Source organism: Sphingomonas parapaucimobilis NBRC 15100 (assembly GCF_000787715.1).
In the GTDB taxonomy this organism is placed as follows: domain Bacteria; phylum Pseudomonadota; class Alphaproteobacteria; order Sphingomonadales; family Sphingomonadaceae; genus Sphingomonas; species Sphingomonas parapaucimobilis.
The window spans coordinates 39,080-56,094 of record NZ_BBPI01000098.1 but is presented as its reverse complement, the minus strand read 5'-3'; the positions used below and the strand labels follow the sequence as shown (position 1 = coordinate 56,094).

The 17,015-nt window shown below is 64.9% G+C and carries 16 protein-coding genes and 1 pseudogene; 6 read left to right on the top strand and 11 right to left on the bottom strand.

The annotated features are described in order from the left end of the window. The 9 genes and pseudogenes from SP5_RS17205 to SP5_RS17165 form a co-directional block, all read right to left on the bottom strand. Positions 1-237 (bottom strand): annotated as a pseudogene (locus SP5_RS17205) (hypothetical protein); the annotation flags it as partial. Between the two features lie 47 nt (positions 238-284). Beyond that, positions 285-662: a hypothetical protein gene (locus SP5_RS17200; RefSeq protein ID WP_004212880.1), complete on the bottom strand. Its 378-nt coding sequence runs from the start codon at positions 660-662 to the stop codon at positions 285-287. Next, the gene (locus SP5_RS17195; protein ID WP_004212879.1) at positions 659-1,147 is read right to left on the bottom strand and encodes an SRPBCC domain-containing protein; all 489 of its coding nucleotides are present in this window, start codon (positions 1,145-1,147) and stop codon (positions 659-661) included. Before SP5_RS17195 ends, SP5_RS17200 begins: the two co-directional genes overlap by 4 nt. A gap of 53 nt (positions 1,148-1,200) precedes the next feature. Beyond that, on the bottom strand, positions 1,201-4,446 hold the full coding sequence (locus SP5_RS17190) for an efflux RND transporter permease subunit (protein WP_004212878.1): 3,246 nt from the start codon (positions 4,444-4,446) through the stop codon (positions 1,201-1,203). 3 nt (positions 4,447-4,449) lie between these two features. Next, positions 4,450-5,628 carry an efflux RND transporter periplasmic adaptor subunit gene (locus SP5_RS17185; RefSeq protein WP_004212877.1) on the bottom strand — a complete coding sequence of 393 codons (1,179 nt, stop codon included), beginning with the start codon at positions 5,626-5,628 and terminating at the stop codon, positions 4,450-4,452. Continuing rightward, a complete protein-coding gene (locus tag SP5_RS17180; RefSeq protein ID WP_004212875.1) occupies positions 5,628-6,905 on the bottom strand; it encodes a TolC family protein in 1,278 nt (425 codons plus the stop codon). Before SP5_RS17180 ends, SP5_RS17185 begins: the two co-directional genes overlap by 1 nt. Positions 6,906-6,965: 60 nt before the next feature. Further along, a complete protein-coding gene (locus SP5_RS17175; protein WP_007406840.1) occupies positions 6,966-7,262 on the bottom strand; it encodes a hypothetical protein in 297 nt (98 codons plus the stop codon). 73 nt (positions 7,263-7,335) lie between these two features. Beyond that, positions 7,336-9,303 carry a cytochrome c/FTR1 family iron permease gene (locus tag SP5_RS17170; protein ID WP_004212871.1) on the bottom strand — a complete coding sequence of 656 codons (1,968 nt, stop codon included), beginning with the start codon at positions 9,301-9,303 and terminating at the stop codon, positions 7,336-7,338. Beyond that, positions 9,303-9,929 (bottom strand): cation efflux transmembrane domain-containing protein, encoded by a 627-nt coding sequence (locus tag SP5_RS17165; RefSeq protein WP_004212870.1) that lies wholly within the window; start codon positions 9,927-9,929, stop codon positions 9,303-9,305. The genes SP5_RS17170 and SP5_RS17165 overlap by 1 nt, the downstream gene beginning before the upstream one ends. 78 nt (positions 9,930-10,007) lie before the next feature. Here SP5_RS17165 and SP5_RS17160 point away from each other — a divergent pair, with 78 nt between their 5' ends. Continuing rightward, positions 10,008-10,424, top strand: coding sequence for a MerR family transcriptional regulator (locus tag SP5_RS17160; RefSeq protein WP_004212867.1), 417 nt, complete (start codon positions 10,008-10,010; stop codon positions 10,422-10,424). On the opposite strand, the gene SP5_RS17155 is transcribed toward SP5_RS17160, so the two are convergent. Both SP5_RS17155 and SP5_RS17150 read right to left on the bottom strand, forming a co-directional pair. Further along, a complete protein-coding gene (locus SP5_RS17155) occupies positions 10,418-11,620 on the bottom strand; it encodes an aspartyl protease family protein (RefSeq protein WP_013039112.1) in 1,203 nt (400 codons plus the stop codon). The genes SP5_RS17160 and SP5_RS17155 overlap by 7 nt on opposite strands. A gap of 289 nt (positions 11,621-11,909) precedes the next feature. Next, complete coding sequence (locus SP5_RS17150) at positions 11,910-12,482, bottom strand: recombinase family protein (protein WP_007407197.1); 573 nt, start codon at positions 12,480-12,482, stop codon at positions 11,910-11,912. A gap of 191 nt (positions 12,483-12,673) precedes the next feature. Between SP5_RS17150 and SP5_RS17145 the strand changes: the two genes are divergently transcribed. From SP5_RS17145 to SP5_RS19350, 5 genes are all read left to right on the top strand, one after another. Then, on the top strand, positions 12,674-14,074 hold the full coding sequence (locus SP5_RS17145; protein ID WP_010339228.1) for a TnsB C-terminal domain-containing protein: 1,401 nt from the start codon (positions 12,674-12,676) through the stop codon (positions 14,072-14,074). Next, positions 14,001-14,879, top strand: a complete 879-nt coding sequence (locus tag SP5_RS18885; protein WP_009824028.1) for an AAA family ATPase — start codon at positions 14,001-14,003, stop codon at positions 14,877-14,879. Before SP5_RS17145 ends, SP5_RS18885 begins: the two co-directional genes overlap by 74 nt. 168 nt (positions 14,880-15,047) lie before the next feature. Beyond that, positions 15,048-15,467 carry an IS200/IS605 family transposase gene (tnpA, locus tag SP5_RS17135; RefSeq protein WP_010339227.1) on the top strand — a complete coding sequence of 140 codons (420 nt, stop codon included), beginning with the start codon at positions 15,048-15,050 and terminating at the stop codon, positions 15,465-15,467. An 89-nt stretch (positions 15,468-15,556) separates the two neighbouring features. Continuing rightward, positions 15,557-16,108 carry a recombinase family protein gene (locus SP5_RS17130; protein WP_037525727.1) on the top strand — a complete coding sequence of 184 codons (552 nt, stop codon included), beginning with the start codon at positions 15,557-15,559 and terminating at the stop codon, positions 16,106-16,108. Then, complete coding sequence (locus tag SP5_RS19350; RefSeq protein WP_126053496.1) at positions 16,105-16,725, top strand: hypothetical protein; 621 nt, start codon at positions 16,105-16,107, stop codon at positions 16,723-16,725. Before SP5_RS17130 ends, SP5_RS19350 begins: the two co-directional genes overlap by 4 nt. The last annotated feature ends 290 nt before the right edge of the window (positions 16,726-17,015 follow it).

The window sequence follows — 17,015 nt, the reverse complement described above, 5'->3', positions numbered from 1 at the left end:
GTCATCGATGAAGTCGACATCGGCGCGTGTGCCGTCGTCGCAGTACATGATGCGCTGCGCGATTAGTTTCGACGTCAGATGCTTTTCATGCGCCGGCTCGGTAGGCTGGGTCGGCGCTGGATTACACGCCCCTATAACCGCCCCGGAGACGAGAACGACGCCGAGGCGCGCGATCGCCAGACCGGCCCGATTCAGGCCGCACAAGGTTGTCACATTTGAAATCGACGTGTCAGACATCGGTCTCTTCCGACGAAGCGCCCTGTGGCGTTCGAAGGCAGGGCAGTTCATCGCGTGCCTTCCCGCTCGCAGATCCGGGTACGGCCATCGCCTTCCACGATGGTGAGCTGCGACCCCTTGAAGGTCGCGGTGGCTGTTTCGCCGACATATTGCAGGCCCTGCGCTGGCGCGGTCAGCATCATCGGCGGTCCCCCGTTGGAGCGCCGCAAATCGATCTGCAGGCCGTTGTCCTTGTAATCGACGAACAGCGGTTCCCCGTCGGAACAGCGATATCTATGCCGCCCCATTTCCCCGGTCGCCACGGCGCTGTCGGACGAATGGATCTGCTGCTCCGTTGGCGGGGCTGGCGGCTTTCTTTCCGAGCACGCCGCGAGCCCGACAACGAGGATGACGGCGGGCAGCACCCGCTTACAGTGCATCATCATCGCGCCTTCCTCCTGTAGCGGAAGGGGACGCGCTGACGATTGATAGCCCGGGCAGGCTGACCTACCCGCCAGCGGAGATAGGTTGCGAGGCGATCGTCAGATTCGACCATCAGGGATCGCAGGCGGCGCAACATCATCGCCGCGAACGGCAGGGAGAGCGCCCCGCGCAGCGTGCAGCTATGCGTTAGCCTGGTGCCGCCATCGTCCCCCGCCAGCTCGTACCGCTCTTCGAGCGTGAACAGATAGGGGATGCCGCAGGACCAAGCGAAGGCGTGCGGTTTATCGAATCGATCAATCCGTGCTGGCGTCCGAATTGGCCGGGTGATGCCCTGGATCGCAAAGGTGCATTCTGTGTCGCCGAGCCGGGACGGATCATCGAGAAATACGAGCGGACTCCACGCCCGGCGATGATCCGGATCGGTGAGTGCCGACCAGATGCGCAGTGGCCCGCCGTGAAGCATCGAGCTGGTTATGGTGCGAGGCATATCCCCATCTCCCAGAGATGGGCGGGGCGATCGCGGATCGCCCCGCCCATCCATCAGGCCAAGTTGTTCACGAAGGTCTGACCGTGGTCGTCCCCTTCATGCTCCTCATTGTAGTGCTCGGGTTTCTCGATCACTTTCTGCCCGAACCGGGCATAGAGTGTCGGCAGCACGAACAGCGTAAGAAGCGTCGCCGAGATCAGACCGCCGATGACGACCGTCGCCAAAGGCTTTTGAACCTCTGCGCCGGCGCCTTCGCCCAGCGCCATCGGCACGAAGCCGAGGCTGGCGACTAGCGCGGTCATGATGACGGGTCGCAGACGCTGCATCGCGCCAACATGCGCGGCTTCCTCGCGGCTCATCCCTGATCGGATCAGATCTTGGATCGAGCTGACCATGACGAGGCCGTTGAGGACCGCGATGCCCGAGAGGGCGATGAAGCCCACTGCCGCCGAGATCGAGAAGTCCATGCCCCGCAGGAACAGCAACAGGACGCCGCCCACCAGCGCGAAAGGCACGCCGGTGAACACGATCGCGGCGTCGCGGACCGATCCCAACGCCCCGTAGAGGAGCAGCAGGATCAAGATGAAGCAAGCCGGAATGACCAGCTTCAGCCGTTCGCTTGCCGATTGGAGGTTCTCGAACTGGCCGCCCCATTCGAGATAGGTGCCGGCAGGCAGCCGGAGTTGGCTGCCGATCGCCGCCTGCGCATCCGCCACGACGGATCCGACGTCGCGGCCACGCACGTTGGCTTGCACCACCACGCGCCGCTTGCCGTTCTCGCGGCTGATCTGGTTCGGACCATCGACCACCTTGATCTCGGCGACGCTGGACAGCGGTACATAGCCGCCGCCTGCCACCGGCACCTGCACCTGTTGGAGCAGGCCGATGTCGGCACGCTGCGCCTCCGACAGGCGGATCACCACGGGGAAGCGACGGTCGCCCTCGAAGATCTGGCCCGATGTTCGCCCGCCGATCGTCGCAGTCACGGTGTCCTGCACATCCTGAGCCGTAACGCCCAACCGCGCCATCGCGTCGCGGTTGACGCGAATGTCGAGCATGGGAAGACCGGTCGTCTGCTCCACCTTCACGTCCGCTGCGCCTTGCGTTCTGCGCAGCACCGCCGCGATTTGCTCGGCCGTCCGGTTCATCTGGTTGAAGTCGTCCCCGAACACCTTCACCGCGATGTCGCCGCGCACGCCGGCGATCAGCTCGTTGAAGCGCATCTGGATGGGCTGGGTGATCTCGTAGGCATTTCCCGGAATCTTCGCGAGATTACCCTCGATCCGGCTGACCAGCTCCTCCTTGGGAAGCTCAGGATCCGGCCAATCCTTGCGCGGCTTCAGGATGACGAACATGTCGGTCGCGTTCGGCGGCATCGGGTCGGCCGCCAGCTCGGCGGTGCCCGTCTTGGAATAGACGAATTGCACCTCCGGCTGCTTCGACATCATCCGCTCGATCGGCACCTGCATCGCCTGGCTCTGCTGGACCGACGTTGCCGGAATGCGGAGCGACTGGATCAGCAAATCGCCTTCGTCGAGCTGCGGCAGGAACACCGAGCCGAGCGTAGTGAAAGCAAGCGCCGCCACCACAAGGCTTCCCACACCCGCACCGATCGTCAGCGTCGGGCGCTTCATGGCCCGGTCGAGACCGGGTTCGTAGCGCTTCTTCAGCCACGTGATGATGCGGCCGTCCTTCTCCTCGACCTTCTTCGACAGCCAGATCGCAATCATCGCCGGCACGAAGGTGAGAGAGAGGATGAAGGCGAAGGCGAGCGCGATGATGACGGTCAGCGCCATCGGTCCGAACGTTTTACCCTCCACGCCGGTCAGCGTGAGCAGCGGTACGTAGACGAGGATGATGATTGCCTGCCCGTAAACCGAGGGGCGGATCATCTCGCGAGCGGCGGCTGCCACGGTCGCGAGCCGTTCCTTGACGCTGAGCAATCGGCCTTCATGATGCTGTTGCTCGGCAAGCCGGCGCAGCGCGTTTTCGACAATGATGACGGCGCCGTCGACGATCAGACCGAAGTCCAAAGCCCCAAGGCTCATCAGATTGGCCGAGACCCCAGCGCGCAGCATACCAAAGCCTGTCAGCATCATGGTGATCGGGATGACCAACGCCGCGATCAGGGCCGCACGGAAGTTGCCGAGCAGCAGGAAGAGCACGACGATGACCAGCACCGCGCCTTCGGACAGGTTTTTCGCGACCGTCTTGATCGTCGAATTGACCAGCTCGGTGCGGTTCAGCACCGGCTGAATTACGACGTCAGGAGGCAGCGAAGCGTTGATCGTCTTCAGTTTCTCAGCGACCGCGGTCGACACGATGCGGCTGTTCTCGCCGATCCGCATGATCGCCGTGCCGACGACGACTTCGGTACCGTTCTCCGATGCCGAACCCATGCGGATCGCCTGACCCGTCTTCACAGTCGCAACTTGTTCGACCGTGATCGGCACGCCGTTACGTGTCGCGATCACGGTCCTGGCCAACTCGCTGGCATTGCGAACGAGCGCATCCGAGCGAACAGCCAGACCTTCGCCATTGCGATTGACGAAGCCACCGCCGACGCTGGTGTTATTGCGCTCCAGCGCATTTCCCAGGTCCGTCAGCGTGATGCCGAGCGAGGCCAGCTTCTGCACGTCGGGCACGACGAGGAACTGCTTGGCGTAACCGCCAATCGAGTCGACACCGGCGAGGCCCGGTGTGGTCTTCAGAAGCGGCGTCACGATCCAGTCCTGCGCGGTGCGCAGGTAGGTCGCCTTGTCCTCTTCGGTCGTCAGTCGCTCGCCCTCTGGCGTGATGTAGCTGCCATCGGGCTGTTGGCCCGGTTCACCGGGCTTGTGCTTGTCGTCCTCGCGATGATCGAGACGAACGGTGTACATGTACACCTCGCCCAGGCCTGTCGCGATCGGACCCATTTCAGGGTTCACGCCGTCGGGCAGATTCTCTTGCACGCCCCGCAGACGCTCGCCCACCTGCTGGCGGGCGAAATAGATGTCCGTCGCGTCCGAAAAGACCGCCGTGATCTGCGCGAAGCCGTTGCGGCTCAACGAGCGCGTATATTCCAGGCCGGGGGTGCCGGCGAGCGCGGTTTCGATTGGAAACGACACCTGCTTCTCGACCAGCTCGGGCGAGAGGGCAGGCGCGCGGACGTTGATCTGGACCTGATTGTTGGTGATGTCCGGCACCGCGTCGATCGGTAGCCGGTAGAGGGAAAAGGCGCCGATGGCGGCGACGATGACGGTGAGGAGCAGGACTAGCCAGCGCTTCTCGACCGCCCAGGTTACGATACGGGCGATCATGGCTTAATCCTCGTGGCTCGCTTCGCCCTTGCCGATCTCGGCCTTGAGCGTGAAACTTCCGGTGGTGGCGATCTGTTCGTTGCCGGTCAGGCCCGACCGGACGATCACCGTGTCGCCCGACGCATCGCCGAGCTGGACCGGGGTCGCCTTGAAGCCGGTGGGCGTGCGCACGAACACGACCGACTTGCCCTCGAAACTCTGGACCGCCGTCGTCGGCACGCGGACCGCCCCGCTCCCGCCGCTGCCCGTGAGCTGCACGGCTGCCGTCACAGGCTCGCCGACCCGCCATTCGCCACCGCGATTGTCGAGGGTGGCGAGCGCAGGCACGAGCCGCGTCTGCGGATCAAGCGCCGGCGACACGAAGGTCACGCGGGCGGTCGCCTGACGGCCTGCCGCCTTCACCAGCACCGTATTGCCGGGACGCACCCGGCCCGCATCCTCGGGCTTGAGATTAAGCGCGATCGACACCTGGCTCAGGTTGGCGATGCGATAGAGTTCGGCATCCGCCGCGACCGTTTGTCCCAGCGTCACGGGGCGCGCAATGATCTGGCCCGAGATCGGCGCGGCAATGCCGAGCCGGTTGAGCCCGCCGCCGCCGACACCCGCCGCCGAAACCATGCTCTGCGCCTGCGTCAGGGCGATCCGCGCCTCCGTCGCCGCTGTGCGGGCGGCGATCAGATCCTGTTCAGGGGAGACTCTCTGCGCGAACAGCCGCTGTTCGCGCGCGAGGTTCGAATTAGCGAGCTGAAGCCGCGCCCGCGCCGCCTCGACCTCGCCCTTGATCTGCGCCGCCTCGCGGCTTTCGATGACCGCAATGGTCTGGCCGCGTCCGACCGATTGGCCGAGGTTACGGGTGAGCGCGACCACGCGTCCCGCAATTGCGGCCGAGACGACCTGCGTTCCCTGTGGGTCGCCCTCGATGATCGCGGGCAGCTCGATCGTCCCGGCCCCGCCGATGATCGGCCGTCCGACCTGGACGCCCGCTGTGGCGATCTGGTCGGCACCCAATGTGACGACGCCTTCACCGGCATGACCGCCTTCAGCACCGCCCTTTTCCGTGCCCGCTGCCGTCTCATTGGCAGCTGCGCCTTCGGCAGTTGCCTCGTTTCCGCCATCCTTGCCGCCGCAGGCAGCCAAGAGCAGGGCGAGCGACGCCGCGCCCGCGAGATAAAAGCTCTTCATCACTGATTCCCCCCATTGGGCGCACGAGCGGTCAGTCGCTCCACTTGCGCGCGGGCATTCTGGTAATTGGCAAGCGCGTCGATCGCGGCGACCCGCGTTTCGGCGAGCGTGCGTTCAGCATCGAGCAATTCGAGCTGGCCGAACTTGCCCTCGCGATAGCCGATCCGCGCGATGCGGGCGGCCTCCTGTGCAGCCGCCAGCGCCGGCCCCGACGCCGCACGAGCCGTCGTTGCGGCATTGGCCGCCTGCGCCTGCGCGTCCGTGATCGCCTGTTCGATGTCGAGCGCGGTCACGCGGCGCTGCGCATCCGCCTGGGTCCGCTGCGCGGTCGCCTGCGCAATCGCGGCGCGACCATTGTTGAACACCGGGATCGGGATCGACACGCTGAACACCGCCGCCATGTCGTTGGTCGCTTCCAGGCGGCGGATCGACGGCCCGACGTTCAGGTCAGGCACGCGATTGGCGCGCGCGAGCCGCACGCCGGCTTCGGCAATGGAGAAATCCGCGTTGGCTGCCGCCAGCGCGAGTGTGCCGGTCGTGTTGACCGGTGCCAACGGCCCATAGACGTTCACACCGGGAAGGCGATCGAGCAGCGTGTCATCGAGCAGGCCGTCGATCGGCCGTCCGATCCGACGCGCCAGATTGGCGCGGGCCGCCTCGGCCAAGCGAAGCTGCCGCTCCACATTGGCGTCGGCATTGATACGCGCGACATCCGCGCGCTGTTGCTCGAGTGGCGATGCCCGCCCTGCCTGCACGCGAACGCTCGCGGCCCGCAGCGCATCGCTGGCGATCCGGGCCTGATCGCGGGCTGTCATTACCCGGCGATCGGCCGCGACCGCTTCGACATAGAGCTGCGTTACCTGAAGCCGGACATCCGCCGCGATGATCGCGGCCTGGATCTCGGCCCGGGACAATTGCGCATTGGCGACCGCGACGCGGGCGCCGCGCTTGCCGCCTAGCTCGATCGGGATCGCAAAGCCGACCGTGGTTTCCGCGCTGCGGACCCCCCGATACGGCCCGGAGCCGATGACATTCTCGACTTGGCCTTGAACCACCGGATTGGGCCGCAAGCCGGCGACTGTGCGACCTGCACGGGCCGCGTCGATTCCAGCTGTCGCCGCTTCCGCAGCAGGGGCCGAACCGCCCGCTGCACTGACCGCTTGGTCAAGCGTGTAGACCGGCGCATCCTGCGCAACAGGCGCGGACGGTCCGACCTGCGCCTGCGCCATCGTGGCGCAAGACGCTGCGGCCAGCATGGCCGCGAGGATACGATTCATGAAAATAGGACTCCTGACGATGATCGACAGGGGCGCGCCAACGCACGCCCAAATCGGACGTCAGGCTTGGGGGGGCCTCAAATGGACCATGCCGGTGCGGCCGTCGAGCGACGCAGAGGCGGAGATTGTCGGCTTGGGCACTGTGAGGACGGGGGTATATTCCATCGTCGTGCGCGCAGGCGCGCCGACGTCGTGTCCGTGACAATAATTGTGATGATGCGGGACATTCTTGTCCGAGTCCGATGGCACCTGATCGATGTCACCGGCGGTATGGACCGTGAACTCAACGCCCGCGATGCTTCCCCCCGCCAGATCGGCGGCATGGGCCATGCCGGAGAAGCTGGTCAGGACCAGCATCAGGCATGTCAGGAAAGGCAAAAAGGCTCGCACTAGCTTGCCTCTATCACGGAAGGGTTTTCATGTCATTGCACTAATTCGAACCAAGGGTCACTGAGCCGGAACCCGAGCGGGATCGGTCGCGCCCGTTCCAGGCGAACCCGACCGCAATGGCGACCGCCATCAGGAGTTGCGCCAGCACCGATTGCCAAGTGGGAAACACGCCGAGCATCGACAGCCGTGGCACGTCCGCGAGCGGTGCGATGTTGATAAGGCCGGCTTCCTGGAGCGCGGCGACGCCTTTACCCGCCAGCACGACGGTCAGGACCGCCATGAGCCAGGAGCTATAGCGGAAGAACTGCGCGATCGGCAGCTTGCGACTGTAGCGAAGCATGGCCCAAGCGATCAGGCTGAGCAGTCCAATCGCCGACCCGGCCCCCGCGAGAAGCATCCCGTTGTCACCTTGCGCCGAAAGCGCGGCATAGAACAGGATCGTCTCGAAGACCTCGCGATAAACTACGACGAACGCCAGCCCGAACAGGAACCAGCCCGACCCGCCCGAGAGCGCCCGCGACATCTTCTCGCGAATATAGCGCTGCCACTGATCGGCCTGCGCCTTGCCGTGCATCCAAATCCCGACCGAGAGCAGCACGACCGCGGCGAACAGCGAGCCAAACCCTTCCGTCAGCTCCCGGCTCGCACCGCTGATCCCGATCGCATAGGTGGCGACCGCCCAGGTGATCCCGCCCGCGATGATCGCGCTGACCCAGCCGCCATGCACGTACCGCAGCGCCTCGCCGCGCTCGGCTTTACGCAGGAACGCGATCATGGCGACAACGATGAGCAGGGCTTCGAGCCCTTCACGCAGCAGGATCGTGAACGCGCCCAGGAACGTGGACGCTTCGGTGGCGGCATCAGGCGCGAGCGCCGCTTCCGCATCGTCGAAAAGGCCGCCCAGTACTGCGACCTTCTCCGCGAGATCATCGGGCGACGCGCCCCGGTCGATCGAGGCGCGGAACTCCCCCATCGCGCCCTCGATTCGACCCATCAGCGTCGCGTCGCGCGCGGTGAGTGTTGGCTCGATCGGCTCGAACCCATCGAGATAGGCCGACAGCGCCAGCTCTTTCGCCATGCGCGCATCGCCGCGCCGCGCAGCCGCCACGCTTTCGGCGAGTTTGGCGCGGGCGACCGCGAGCGAGCCGGGAGCCTGTTGTATCACCTGTTCGGGATGACGACGCAGGAACGCGAGCACTGGGTCAGCCTTGGCGTCGCCGATCGCCGCGCCGAGCGCGGCCGGGGTGAGCGCGACCAGGGTTTTCAGGTCCGGAATGCGCCGGCGAAGGGTCGGGTCGGATTTCCAAAGCCGCTCGCCTTCGCGCGCCTGCGCATCCGTGAAGGCGAAGCTCCCGGCTCGGAATGCTAACGCCCAGCGCTGATCGTTGGGCAGATCGGCGAAGCTCTGCATCGCGGTCCCGTCGATGCCTTGCGTCACCACCTGATAGAGCGCGAACACGCTGCGCTGGCGCGCGCGCTCGGCATCGGTGAAAGCAATCGGGGGCGTAGCGAGCTTGGCGGCGTCAGGGCCACGGCCGTTGCCCGTCATCCCGTGGCAGGACGCGCAGGATTGTCGGAACAGGGCATCGCTGGAGACGAGGTTCGGAGCCTTATCGGGCGCGAGCGGCACCGGGTAGGCGCGCAACAGATCGGCCGCGAGCCCGTGCGCCAATGTTGCCACCTGTTCAGTCGGTCCCTTTTCCGCGATCACCGCCTGGAGGTTGGCAGCCCGCTGGATGAGGGCTTGACGCTCCGGCTTCGCCGGCAGGCCCTGAAGCCGTGTCGAGACCGACGCGGCGAACTCCGTCATCTCGGCATATTCCGACGTGCTCTTGATCCGACCGTTGGCGACCGCGCCGCCATAATCGACGGCCATATAGTCGAGCAGCCGCCATGCGGTTTGCACGTCGCCGGGTTCGGCGATTGCCGCAGCAGGGATCAGCAGCGCCGCGAGCGCGGAGAGCAGCCGCAACGAGAGCATTGCCCGGATCAACGCGAGCAGACGCACTACCGCTCTCCCAATTCGCGCCGAGCGCCAGTGACGATTTCATAAGCGGAGTGGAGGAACAGGAGGGCGATGAGGCCGGCGACGGCGAGGTCCGGCCAGGCGCTTCCTGTCCACGCCACCAGACCGGCCGCGGCGATCACCGCCACGTTGGCGAGCGCGTCGTTGCGGCTGAACAGCCAGATCGCGCGAACATTGGCGTCCCCTTCCCGGAAACGCGCAAGCACCAAGGCGGACACGACATTGATCGCGAGCGCGACAACGCCGATTGTGCCCATCAGTTCGGCATCGGGCGCGGTTGCGTTCAGGGCGCGCCAAATCGCGAAACCGATTACGCCCACGCCAAGCGCACCGAGAAACAACCCCTGCGTCAGCGCGACCTTTGCCCTCGCCCGTGCGGACCAGGCAAGCGCGAGAAGACCGATAAGGCTGATCGACCCGTCCCCGAGAAAATCGAGGGAATCCGCTTTCAGCGCTTGGCTATCGGCGATGAACCCGCCGAACAGCTCGGCGACTCCGAAGCCGAGGTTGAGCACCACGACGGTCAGCAGCGCACGGCGATAGGCCGGATCGGTTTGCGCGCGCGCGGGCTCCCCGTGGCACCCGCAGCTTTCGGTAGAAGCATTCATGCGGCCTTCCTTACCACCTCCAGTCGCTGTAGAAGCAAGCGAAATGTGCGACACGTTCGCATAAGCAAGGATGGCATGATGAAGCCGGTGATGATTGGGCAGCTCGCCAGCGAGACCTCGACGAAGGTGACGACGATCCGCTTTTATGAGTCGATCGGGTTGCTCCGATCCGCCCCTCGCACGGCGTCGGGTCGCAGAACCTACGATGCCAGTGACATTGAGCGTTTGCACTTCATCCGCAACGGTCGCCGGCTTGGCTTCTCCGTCGACGAGATCCGTTCGTTGATGGGGCTGGCGCAGAACCCGGACCAGGATTGTGGTGCCGCCTCAGCTATCGCTGCTCAGCACCTCAAGGATGTGGAGGAGAGACTGGCGCAACTCGCGGTGTTGCGGGATGAGTTGGCAATGCTCAGCCAGAGCTGCACCAAGGCGCGCATGGCCGATTGTCGGATCATGAAGGCGATCGGCAAAGGCCACCCTCAAGCCGATCAATAATAATCGGCCAGCCTGAGCTCGCGCACATCACCCGAGGCCATCGTCAGCTTTACGAGGGTGCCAGCAGGCCGGGAGCGCACTTGCCAGAGCTCCCCACGCGTATAGTTCGCATCGATCGAATGGCCGTTCACCGCCACGATCCGGTCGCCGACCGCCCAGCCAGCCTTTTCCGCGGGACTGTTCGCCGCCACATGAACAACGGTGAGCGCCGTTGGTGAGGCTGCGAGGCCAAGGCCGCTACGGTCCTTCAGCATCGGCAGGCGACGACGAGGACCGAGTGGCCGGAGCCACACGAATCCGGCGGTCACGTCGAACACCACGTCGAATTGAGCGATCAGCGGTAGGCCGACATTGCCAACCGTGCTGGTGGAGAGCCAAGCTCTCATCCCGAGTGTGGGGACGTTCGAGACGCCAAGCCCTTCGATGTTGATGTTCTGGATCGTGAAAGCATCGTTGATACGCACACCATCGACGCCGCCGATCGCCGCGGTCGAGACGAGCTTCCCGTTCAACAGCCCTTGATCGCGGGCATAGGCCGACGAGAGCATCAGCGCGGCCGAGCTGCCAAGATCGATCATCAAGGGCACGGGAGGCAAACCCGAGACGGAAGCTCGAATGAACAGCTCCTGCTTGGCACCGCGCCCGAGCGCGACAGCGCGCCAGTCGGGACCGGCGAGAAACGTGCCTGACTTGACGACCGCCATACGCCTTTTCGCGAAATCGAGCGCGATGCAGCTACCCGTGAACATATCGGCACCGAGGAGGATATCGATCGGTCGTCCGAAGGCCGCCGACACTGAACTCAGATCACCAACGACGGCAAAGGGTAAGCGACGGGTTTCGCGGGCGAGCTGTACGTCGATGTCGCGGACCAGCAGCACCGGGGCCTTGGCGCTCAGCCCGCTAATCATGCGCCGCTCACCATCGTTCAAGCCGAGCTTCGCCGCGAGCGCCGTGCTCATGATCGACGCGCCGCTGCCACTGTCGAGCACCGCCCGCACCGGCACTCCGCGCACTTGTGCCGAAACAAGGAGGGTATCACCCGTGCCGACTTCCAGCGGCTCCCATTCGAGGTGAGCCGCACCGAAGTTCCACGAGCCCGCAGACCGGGAAGTCTGTCGCGCGAGCGTTGGAGAACCGAGCACCAAGCCGGTTCCACAGGCCACCAGCCGCGCCACTAATGAGCGTCGAGACATACCGATTGCTTCAACACGGGCCGTCAAAAAGCCACCTCCAGCCCCCCGTCCGCAGGAGAGCAAATTGCGGTTACATGCTCCAGCCACTGGAGGAGCAAGTGCTTTTGGTGCGCCCGAAAATCCTCAGAAGCGCTTGGAGAACTTTAGATGAAGGATGGTGCAGACCGCTTAGATGCCTTCCCGATAACGAACGGTTCCGGGGGACGCTGGGCCGATCGGGACCGCGAACGGTGTAAACGCTCGCGCTAAGTGGCGGCATTCTGATCGCGCTATTTGTCGGCGAGCGTCGCTACGCGGCTACCGGCTTGGTCTCGGCCGATCGCACATAGGCGTAGAGTGTTGGCTTGGAGATGCCGAGCATCGAGCAAATCTTGGCGATCGGCATCGTGTTCTCGTGGTAGAGCCTGACGGCCAGGTCGCGCTTGTCCTTGCCGAGTGCGGCCGGCCGGCCACCCTTCTTGCCGCGAGCGCGGGCTGCGGTGAGACCGGCCTGGGTCCGCTCGCGGATCAGGTTGCGCTCGAACTCCGCCAATGCCCCGAACAGGTGGAAGGTAAGCTTGCCCGACGTGGTGGTCGTGTCGATCGCCTCGTGCAGGCTCAGCAGCCCGACCTTTTCCTCGTCGAGGTAGGTCATCCATCCGATCAGATCACGGAGCGAGCGGCCGAGCCTGTCGAGGCGCCAGACCACCAGTGTGTCGCCGGCGCGAAGCAGCTCCTTCACCTTTTCCAATCCAGGGCGAGCGGCAGTCGCCCCGGAGGCCTTGTCGGTGATGACCTTCTCGCAGCCGGCAGCCTTCAGCGCATCACGCTGGAGGTCCAGGTTCTGCTCGGCGGTCGATACGCGGGCGTAACCGATTTTCATGCGTAGGGCCGGTGGCGCCCCGATCGGGCGCGGTTTGGGAAGAAAGTCGTCATCGGCAGGTCTATGTTGCCCTAGTTTTCTTTACCGGGTAGATTTACGTCGAACAGGCCGGTTTGGCAACGCGAGCGGACTCGCATGGCGATGGGCAGGCAAATCTCCGTTTTCCTTACCTGCGACACGGACCGTCGGCGGTGACGCATCCGGCGCTTGTCCCGCCGCTGGCGATCGAGCGCTACCGCGTCCTTGAACCGCACCTCGCCGATGGCATCCCGCTCGCGGACCTCGCCCGCACCGGCACGCTGAGCGAGCGGACGTTGCAGCGCTGGCTCGGGCGCTACCGTGCCGAAGGACTTGCCGGTCTCGCGCGTCTGCCGCGCAACGATCGGGGCAGGCTGCACCTGCCGGAACATCTGGTCGAACTGACCCGCACTCTCGCCACCAAGCGCCCGCGACCCCCGGTCGCCGCCATTCACCGAAAGGTGCAGGAACTCGCCATCGCGCATGGACACCGAACCCCCAGCTATGCGGCCGTCGCGCGTGTCGTCAGGGCGATACCGGCAAGCCAGATCGCCGCAGCCTCCGATCCGGCCGTCTACCGCGACCAGCACGAGCTAGTGCATCGGCGCGAAGCCGCGACCTCGAACGAGATGTGGCAGGCCGATCATACCGTTCTCGACATTCTCGTGCTCGATGATGCCGGAACCCCGGTGCGTCCTTGGCTGACCGTCATCGTTGACGATCACAGCCGAGCCATCGCCGGTTACTTCCTCAGCCTCGATGCCCCCAGTGCCCTCAACACGGCGCTCGCCTTGCGGCAGGCGATCTGGCGCAAGCCCAATCCCGAATGGATCGTCAGCGGCATTCCCGAACAGCTTTACGTCGACAACGGCTCGGATTTCATCTCCGAGCATATCGAGCAGGCGTGCATCGCCCTCAAAATCCGCCTCATCCATTCGCTGCCGGGGCGTCCTCGCGGGCGCGGCAAGATCGAGCGGCTGTTCCGCACCATCAACGACATGTTCCTGCCCGACCTGCCCGGCCACCTGATCGCGGGCAAGCCGCTGTCGGCGCCAGTGCTCACGCCCGACGAGCTGCGCGCCCGCTTCGAGGCGTTCGTGTGCGGCGTCTATCATCGTCGCCCGCATGGCAGCACCGGCGAACCGCCGATCACGCGCTGGCAGAAGGGCGGGTTCCTGCCCGCAATGCCCGACAGCCTTGAACAGCTCGACATGCTGCTCGTGCACGTGCCCAAGCCCCGTAAAGTGCTGCGCGACGGCATCCGTCTGATGGGCAGGCGCTATGTCGAACCCACGCTCGCGGCCTTCGTCGGCGAGCAGGTCGAGGCGGTCTATGACCCCCGCGACCTGACCGAGATCCACGTCTACCACCAGGGCCGGTTCGTCTGCCGTGCGCTCAGCTCCGAGCACGCTGGGCACCCGTCGTTGCGCGCGATCCAGCGCGCCCGGCGCGGCGCGAAGGAGCGCGACAAGCAGGTGCCTGCCCCCACGGAGACCTTCGATGGCGACCAAGAGGATACGGCTTCCCGGCCCACCACCTACCGAGGGCTCCGGCTCTACGCCGCTGACGATTGAGTTCCTGGTCGAGCAGCCGTTCCTGGCGACCCGCGAACATGCCCGGTTCGTCGAGTTTGCCGAAGCCTGCGCGCACTACCGCTATATCGGCGTGTGTCATGGCCGGCCGGGCGTCGGAAAGACGCGATCGGCGCGCGAGTTTTCCAGCTTCCCCGACCTGGGGGAATATGCCGCGCTCCGTCCCATTGCCGCGCTCCTTGGCGAAAAGGTCGCTCGCTGCCGCGCCGTCTTCTACACCGTGTCGGTCAGCAACACGCCCAAGACGATCGACGCGGTGTTGGGCCTCAACCTCATTAAGCTGGGCTATGCCCGGCTGACGGTCGCGGGCGGCTCGCAGGACGAAATCACCCATGACGCCGCCCGCATCGCCTGCCCCCTCGTCATCGTCGACGAGGCCGACCGCCTGACCATAAAGTCGCTCGAACATCTCCGCGACATGGCCGATCGCCACGGCTTCGGGCTGATCCTGATGGGTATGCCGGGCTTGGAGAAGCGCCTCGCCCGCTATGCCCAGCTCTACTCGCGGATCGGCTTCGTCCACGAGTTCAAACCGCTTACCGAGACCGAAATGCGGCTGCTGCTCGCGACCCACGCCGGCGATTTCGGGATCAGCTTCGACCCGGCCCAACTCGACGCGATCGAAGCGCAGGCAGCCGTGATCCGCATCACGCGCGGCAACTTCCGGCTCATGGAGCGCCTGTTCGCGCAGATGCGGCGGATCATGACCCTCAACCGCGTCGAGGAGGTCACCGCTGACATCGTTCAGGCCGCGCGCGATTGCCTCGTCATCGGACCCGGCAACTGACAAATAGCGCGATCAGAACGCCGCCATTTAGCGTCACGCTTTGGGAGCAACCCCTCCGACTTCAGTCGGATACTGGCTTCAGCCATAGACTCGCATAATAGCAGGTATCCTCGGGAAAGTGAGACCGCCTGAAAGGCGTGAAGTCTCACTTTCCCGAGGATACCTGCTATGGGCTATTCGAGTGGTTGCCACACGACCTTTCATCATCGCTATCATATCGTCTGGGCGCCCAAATACCGTTTCAAGGTGTTGCACGGCGAGGTCCGCCTCAGGGTGCGCGAGATCATCAAGCAGGTCTGTGTCGAAATGGGCGTGACGATCGTCAATGGCGCGCTTTCACGCGATCACGTCCATATGTTCGTTGAAATCCCACCGCATATCTCGGTCAGCGACTTCGTGCGCCGGGTCAAGGGGCGGTCCTCGCGCAAGATCCAGCAGGAGTTCGAGCATATCCGCAAGCGCTACTGGGGCCAGCGCTTCTGGCAGCGTGGCTACTTCTCAACCACGTCCGGAAACATCACCGACGATATCATCATGCGCTATCTCGACCGCCATACCCACAAGCAAGGCTTCAGCCCTTCGCCATGAACCTACCGGCGTCAGCCGGTCAGTCATTCAGCGCGAGCGTTTACATCCGCGCCCTTCCCTGATGCAAAAATCTGATGCAGAATCGCGGCATGATTTACGGCTATGCGCGCGTCTCGACCAACGGCCAGGACCTGGCCCAGCAGCTCGCCCAGCTTGAGGCGGCCGGCTGCACGAAGATCTACCGCGAGAAGATCAGCGGCGCGTCGGCCGAGCGGCCTCAGCTCAAGCGCGCGATCGGCGCGCTCGATCCCGGCGACGTGCTGATGGTGACGGCGACCGATCGCCTCGCCCGCAACACGCGTGACCTGCTCAACATCCTGCACGCGGTCAAGGAGACCGGCGCCGGCTTCCGCTCGATCGCCGAGCCGATGCTGGACACGACATCGCAGCTCGCCGAGGTCGTGATCGCGGTGCTGGGCGTCGCGGCGAGCTGGGAGCGCCAGCGGATCGTCGAGCGCACCAGCGCCGGCCGCGCCCAGGCCAAGGCGCGCGGGGTCAAGTTCGGCCGCAAAAGCGCCCTCACCCCCCACCAGCAGGCCGAGGCACGGCGCAAGCTCGACGCCGGCGACACTCAGCGTTCCGTCGCGGCGCTGTTCAACGTCAGCCAGGCGACGATTTCGCGGTTACAGGAACGGCCATGATGACGGGGCTGCAATGGCCTGGTGCCGCCATCGTCGTCAGTCTGGCCATCAGTCTCGCAGGATGTAGTCCGGCGAAAGAACCGGCGGTGGCGGAGGGACCACCCCAACGAGCAAGTTCGTCGGAATTGCCGCCGCCCCCTCCCCCGCCAGTGCCCGGCCCCAATTATCATGGTAACGGGAGTGCCATCGCGGTTCCTGGCGCTCCCGACATTAGCGGCCTCGATGATGCGCAGATCGACGTGATGTTCGACGAGGCGGTCGCGCGGGCGCGACCGGGGGAAGGCAAGCAAGCGATTTGTGTCGGGCTGCAGGGCCTCGCCGATGGCGCTGTTAAGGATGCCCCGGAAAGAACGATCAGGCGATTGGCCGAGCTACTGCGCTTGCCCGCCTTCCCCGCCTCCCAATGCAGGGCCGATGCCACTCCGTTCGTCACCGCGACCAAGGCCGAAGCGATCCTCTACACGGTGAGGGTCGAATCTCGCGATCGGAAAGGTGTGCTGACTTTTTGGGCGACAGCCGTATTCGGCAATCTCGGAGCGCATGGAATGCAATTCCGCCTTATCCGCCAAGCTGGACGCTGGGTGCCTGAGCCTACCGGATTATCGGTGTTGTCATGAGGCGATCAGTGCGCCGGTATAGCACGTTCTTGCCATCTTTGCTTTTAACCGCGATGGGACTTGAGGGCTGCGCTACGACGAGCGAGCCTCCCATGTCAGGAATCGCGCTACCAACACTATCGTTCGATCCCGAGATAGCATTGACGGCGCTAGCGTCCGGCCGGCTCGTTGCCCGTGATGGCTGTCTGCGGCTTGTCGGCAGAGCGGGCAAAACGAGGGCGCTTGTCATTTGGCCCAAGGGCTCCCGGATCGTGACCGAGGGACGCGGAGCTGCCGTTATATTGGGCAAC

What these genes read in the sequence shown, in the direction of transcription:
- SP5_RS17175 (WP_007406840.1), bottom strand. Translation starts at nt 7,262, where the DNA reads ATGCTGGTCCTGACCAGCTTCTCCGGCATGGCCCATGCCGCCGATCTG.
- SP5_RS17180 (WP_004212875.1), bottom strand. Translation starts at nt 6,905, where the DNA reads ATGAATCGTATCCTCGCGGCCATGCTGGCCGCAGCGTCTTGCGCCACG.
- SP5_RS17195 (WP_004212879.1), bottom strand. Translation starts at nt 1,147, where the DNA reads ATGCCTCGCACCATAACCAGCTCGATGCTTCACGGCGGGCCACTGCGC.
- SP5_RS17160 (WP_004212867.1), top strand. Translation starts at nt 10,008, where the DNA reads ATGAAGCCGGTGATGATTGGGCAGCTCGCCAGCGAGACCTCGACGAAG.
- SP5_RS17165 (WP_004212870.1), bottom strand. Translation starts at nt 9,929, where the DNA reads ATGAATGCTTCTACCGAAAGCTGCGGGTGCCACGGGGAGCCCGCGCGC.
- SP5_RS17200 (WP_004212880.1), bottom strand. Translation starts at nt 662, where the DNA reads ATGATGATGCACTGTAAGCGGGTGCTGCCCGCCGTCATCCTCGTTGTC.
- SP5_RS18885 (WP_009824028.1), top strand. Translation starts at nt 14,001, where the DNA reads ATGGCGACCAAGAGGATACGGCTTCCCGGCCCACCACCTACCGAGGGC.
- SP5_RS17190 (WP_004212878.1), bottom strand. Translation starts at nt 4,446, where the DNA reads ATGATCGCCCGTATCGTAACCTGGGCGGTCGAGAAGCGCTGGCTAGTC.
- SP5_RS19350 (WP_126053496.1), top strand. Translation starts at nt 16,105, where the DNA reads ATGATGACGGGGCTGCAATGGCCTGGTGCCGCCATCGTCGTCAGTCTG.
- tnpA (WP_010339227.1), top strand. Translation starts at nt 15,048, where the DNA reads ATGGGCTATTCGAGTGGTTGCCACACGACCTTTCATCATCGCTATCAT.
- SP5_RS17185 (WP_004212877.1), bottom strand. Translation starts at nt 5,628, where the DNA reads ATGAAGAGCTTTTATCTCGCGGGCGCGGCGTCGCTCGCCCTGCTCTTG.
- SP5_RS17155 (WP_013039112.1), bottom strand. Translation starts at nt 11,620, where the DNA reads ATGTCTCGACGCTCATTAGTGGCGCGGCTGGTGGCCTGTGGAACCGGC.
- SP5_RS17150 (WP_007407197.1), bottom strand. Translation starts at nt 12,482, where the DNA reads ATGAAAATCGGTTACGCCCGCGTATCGACCGCCGAGCAGAACCTGGAC.
- SP5_RS17130 (WP_037525727.1), top strand. Translation starts at nt 15,557, where the DNA reads ATGATTTACGGCTATGCGCGCGTCTCGACCAACGGCCAGGACCTGGCC.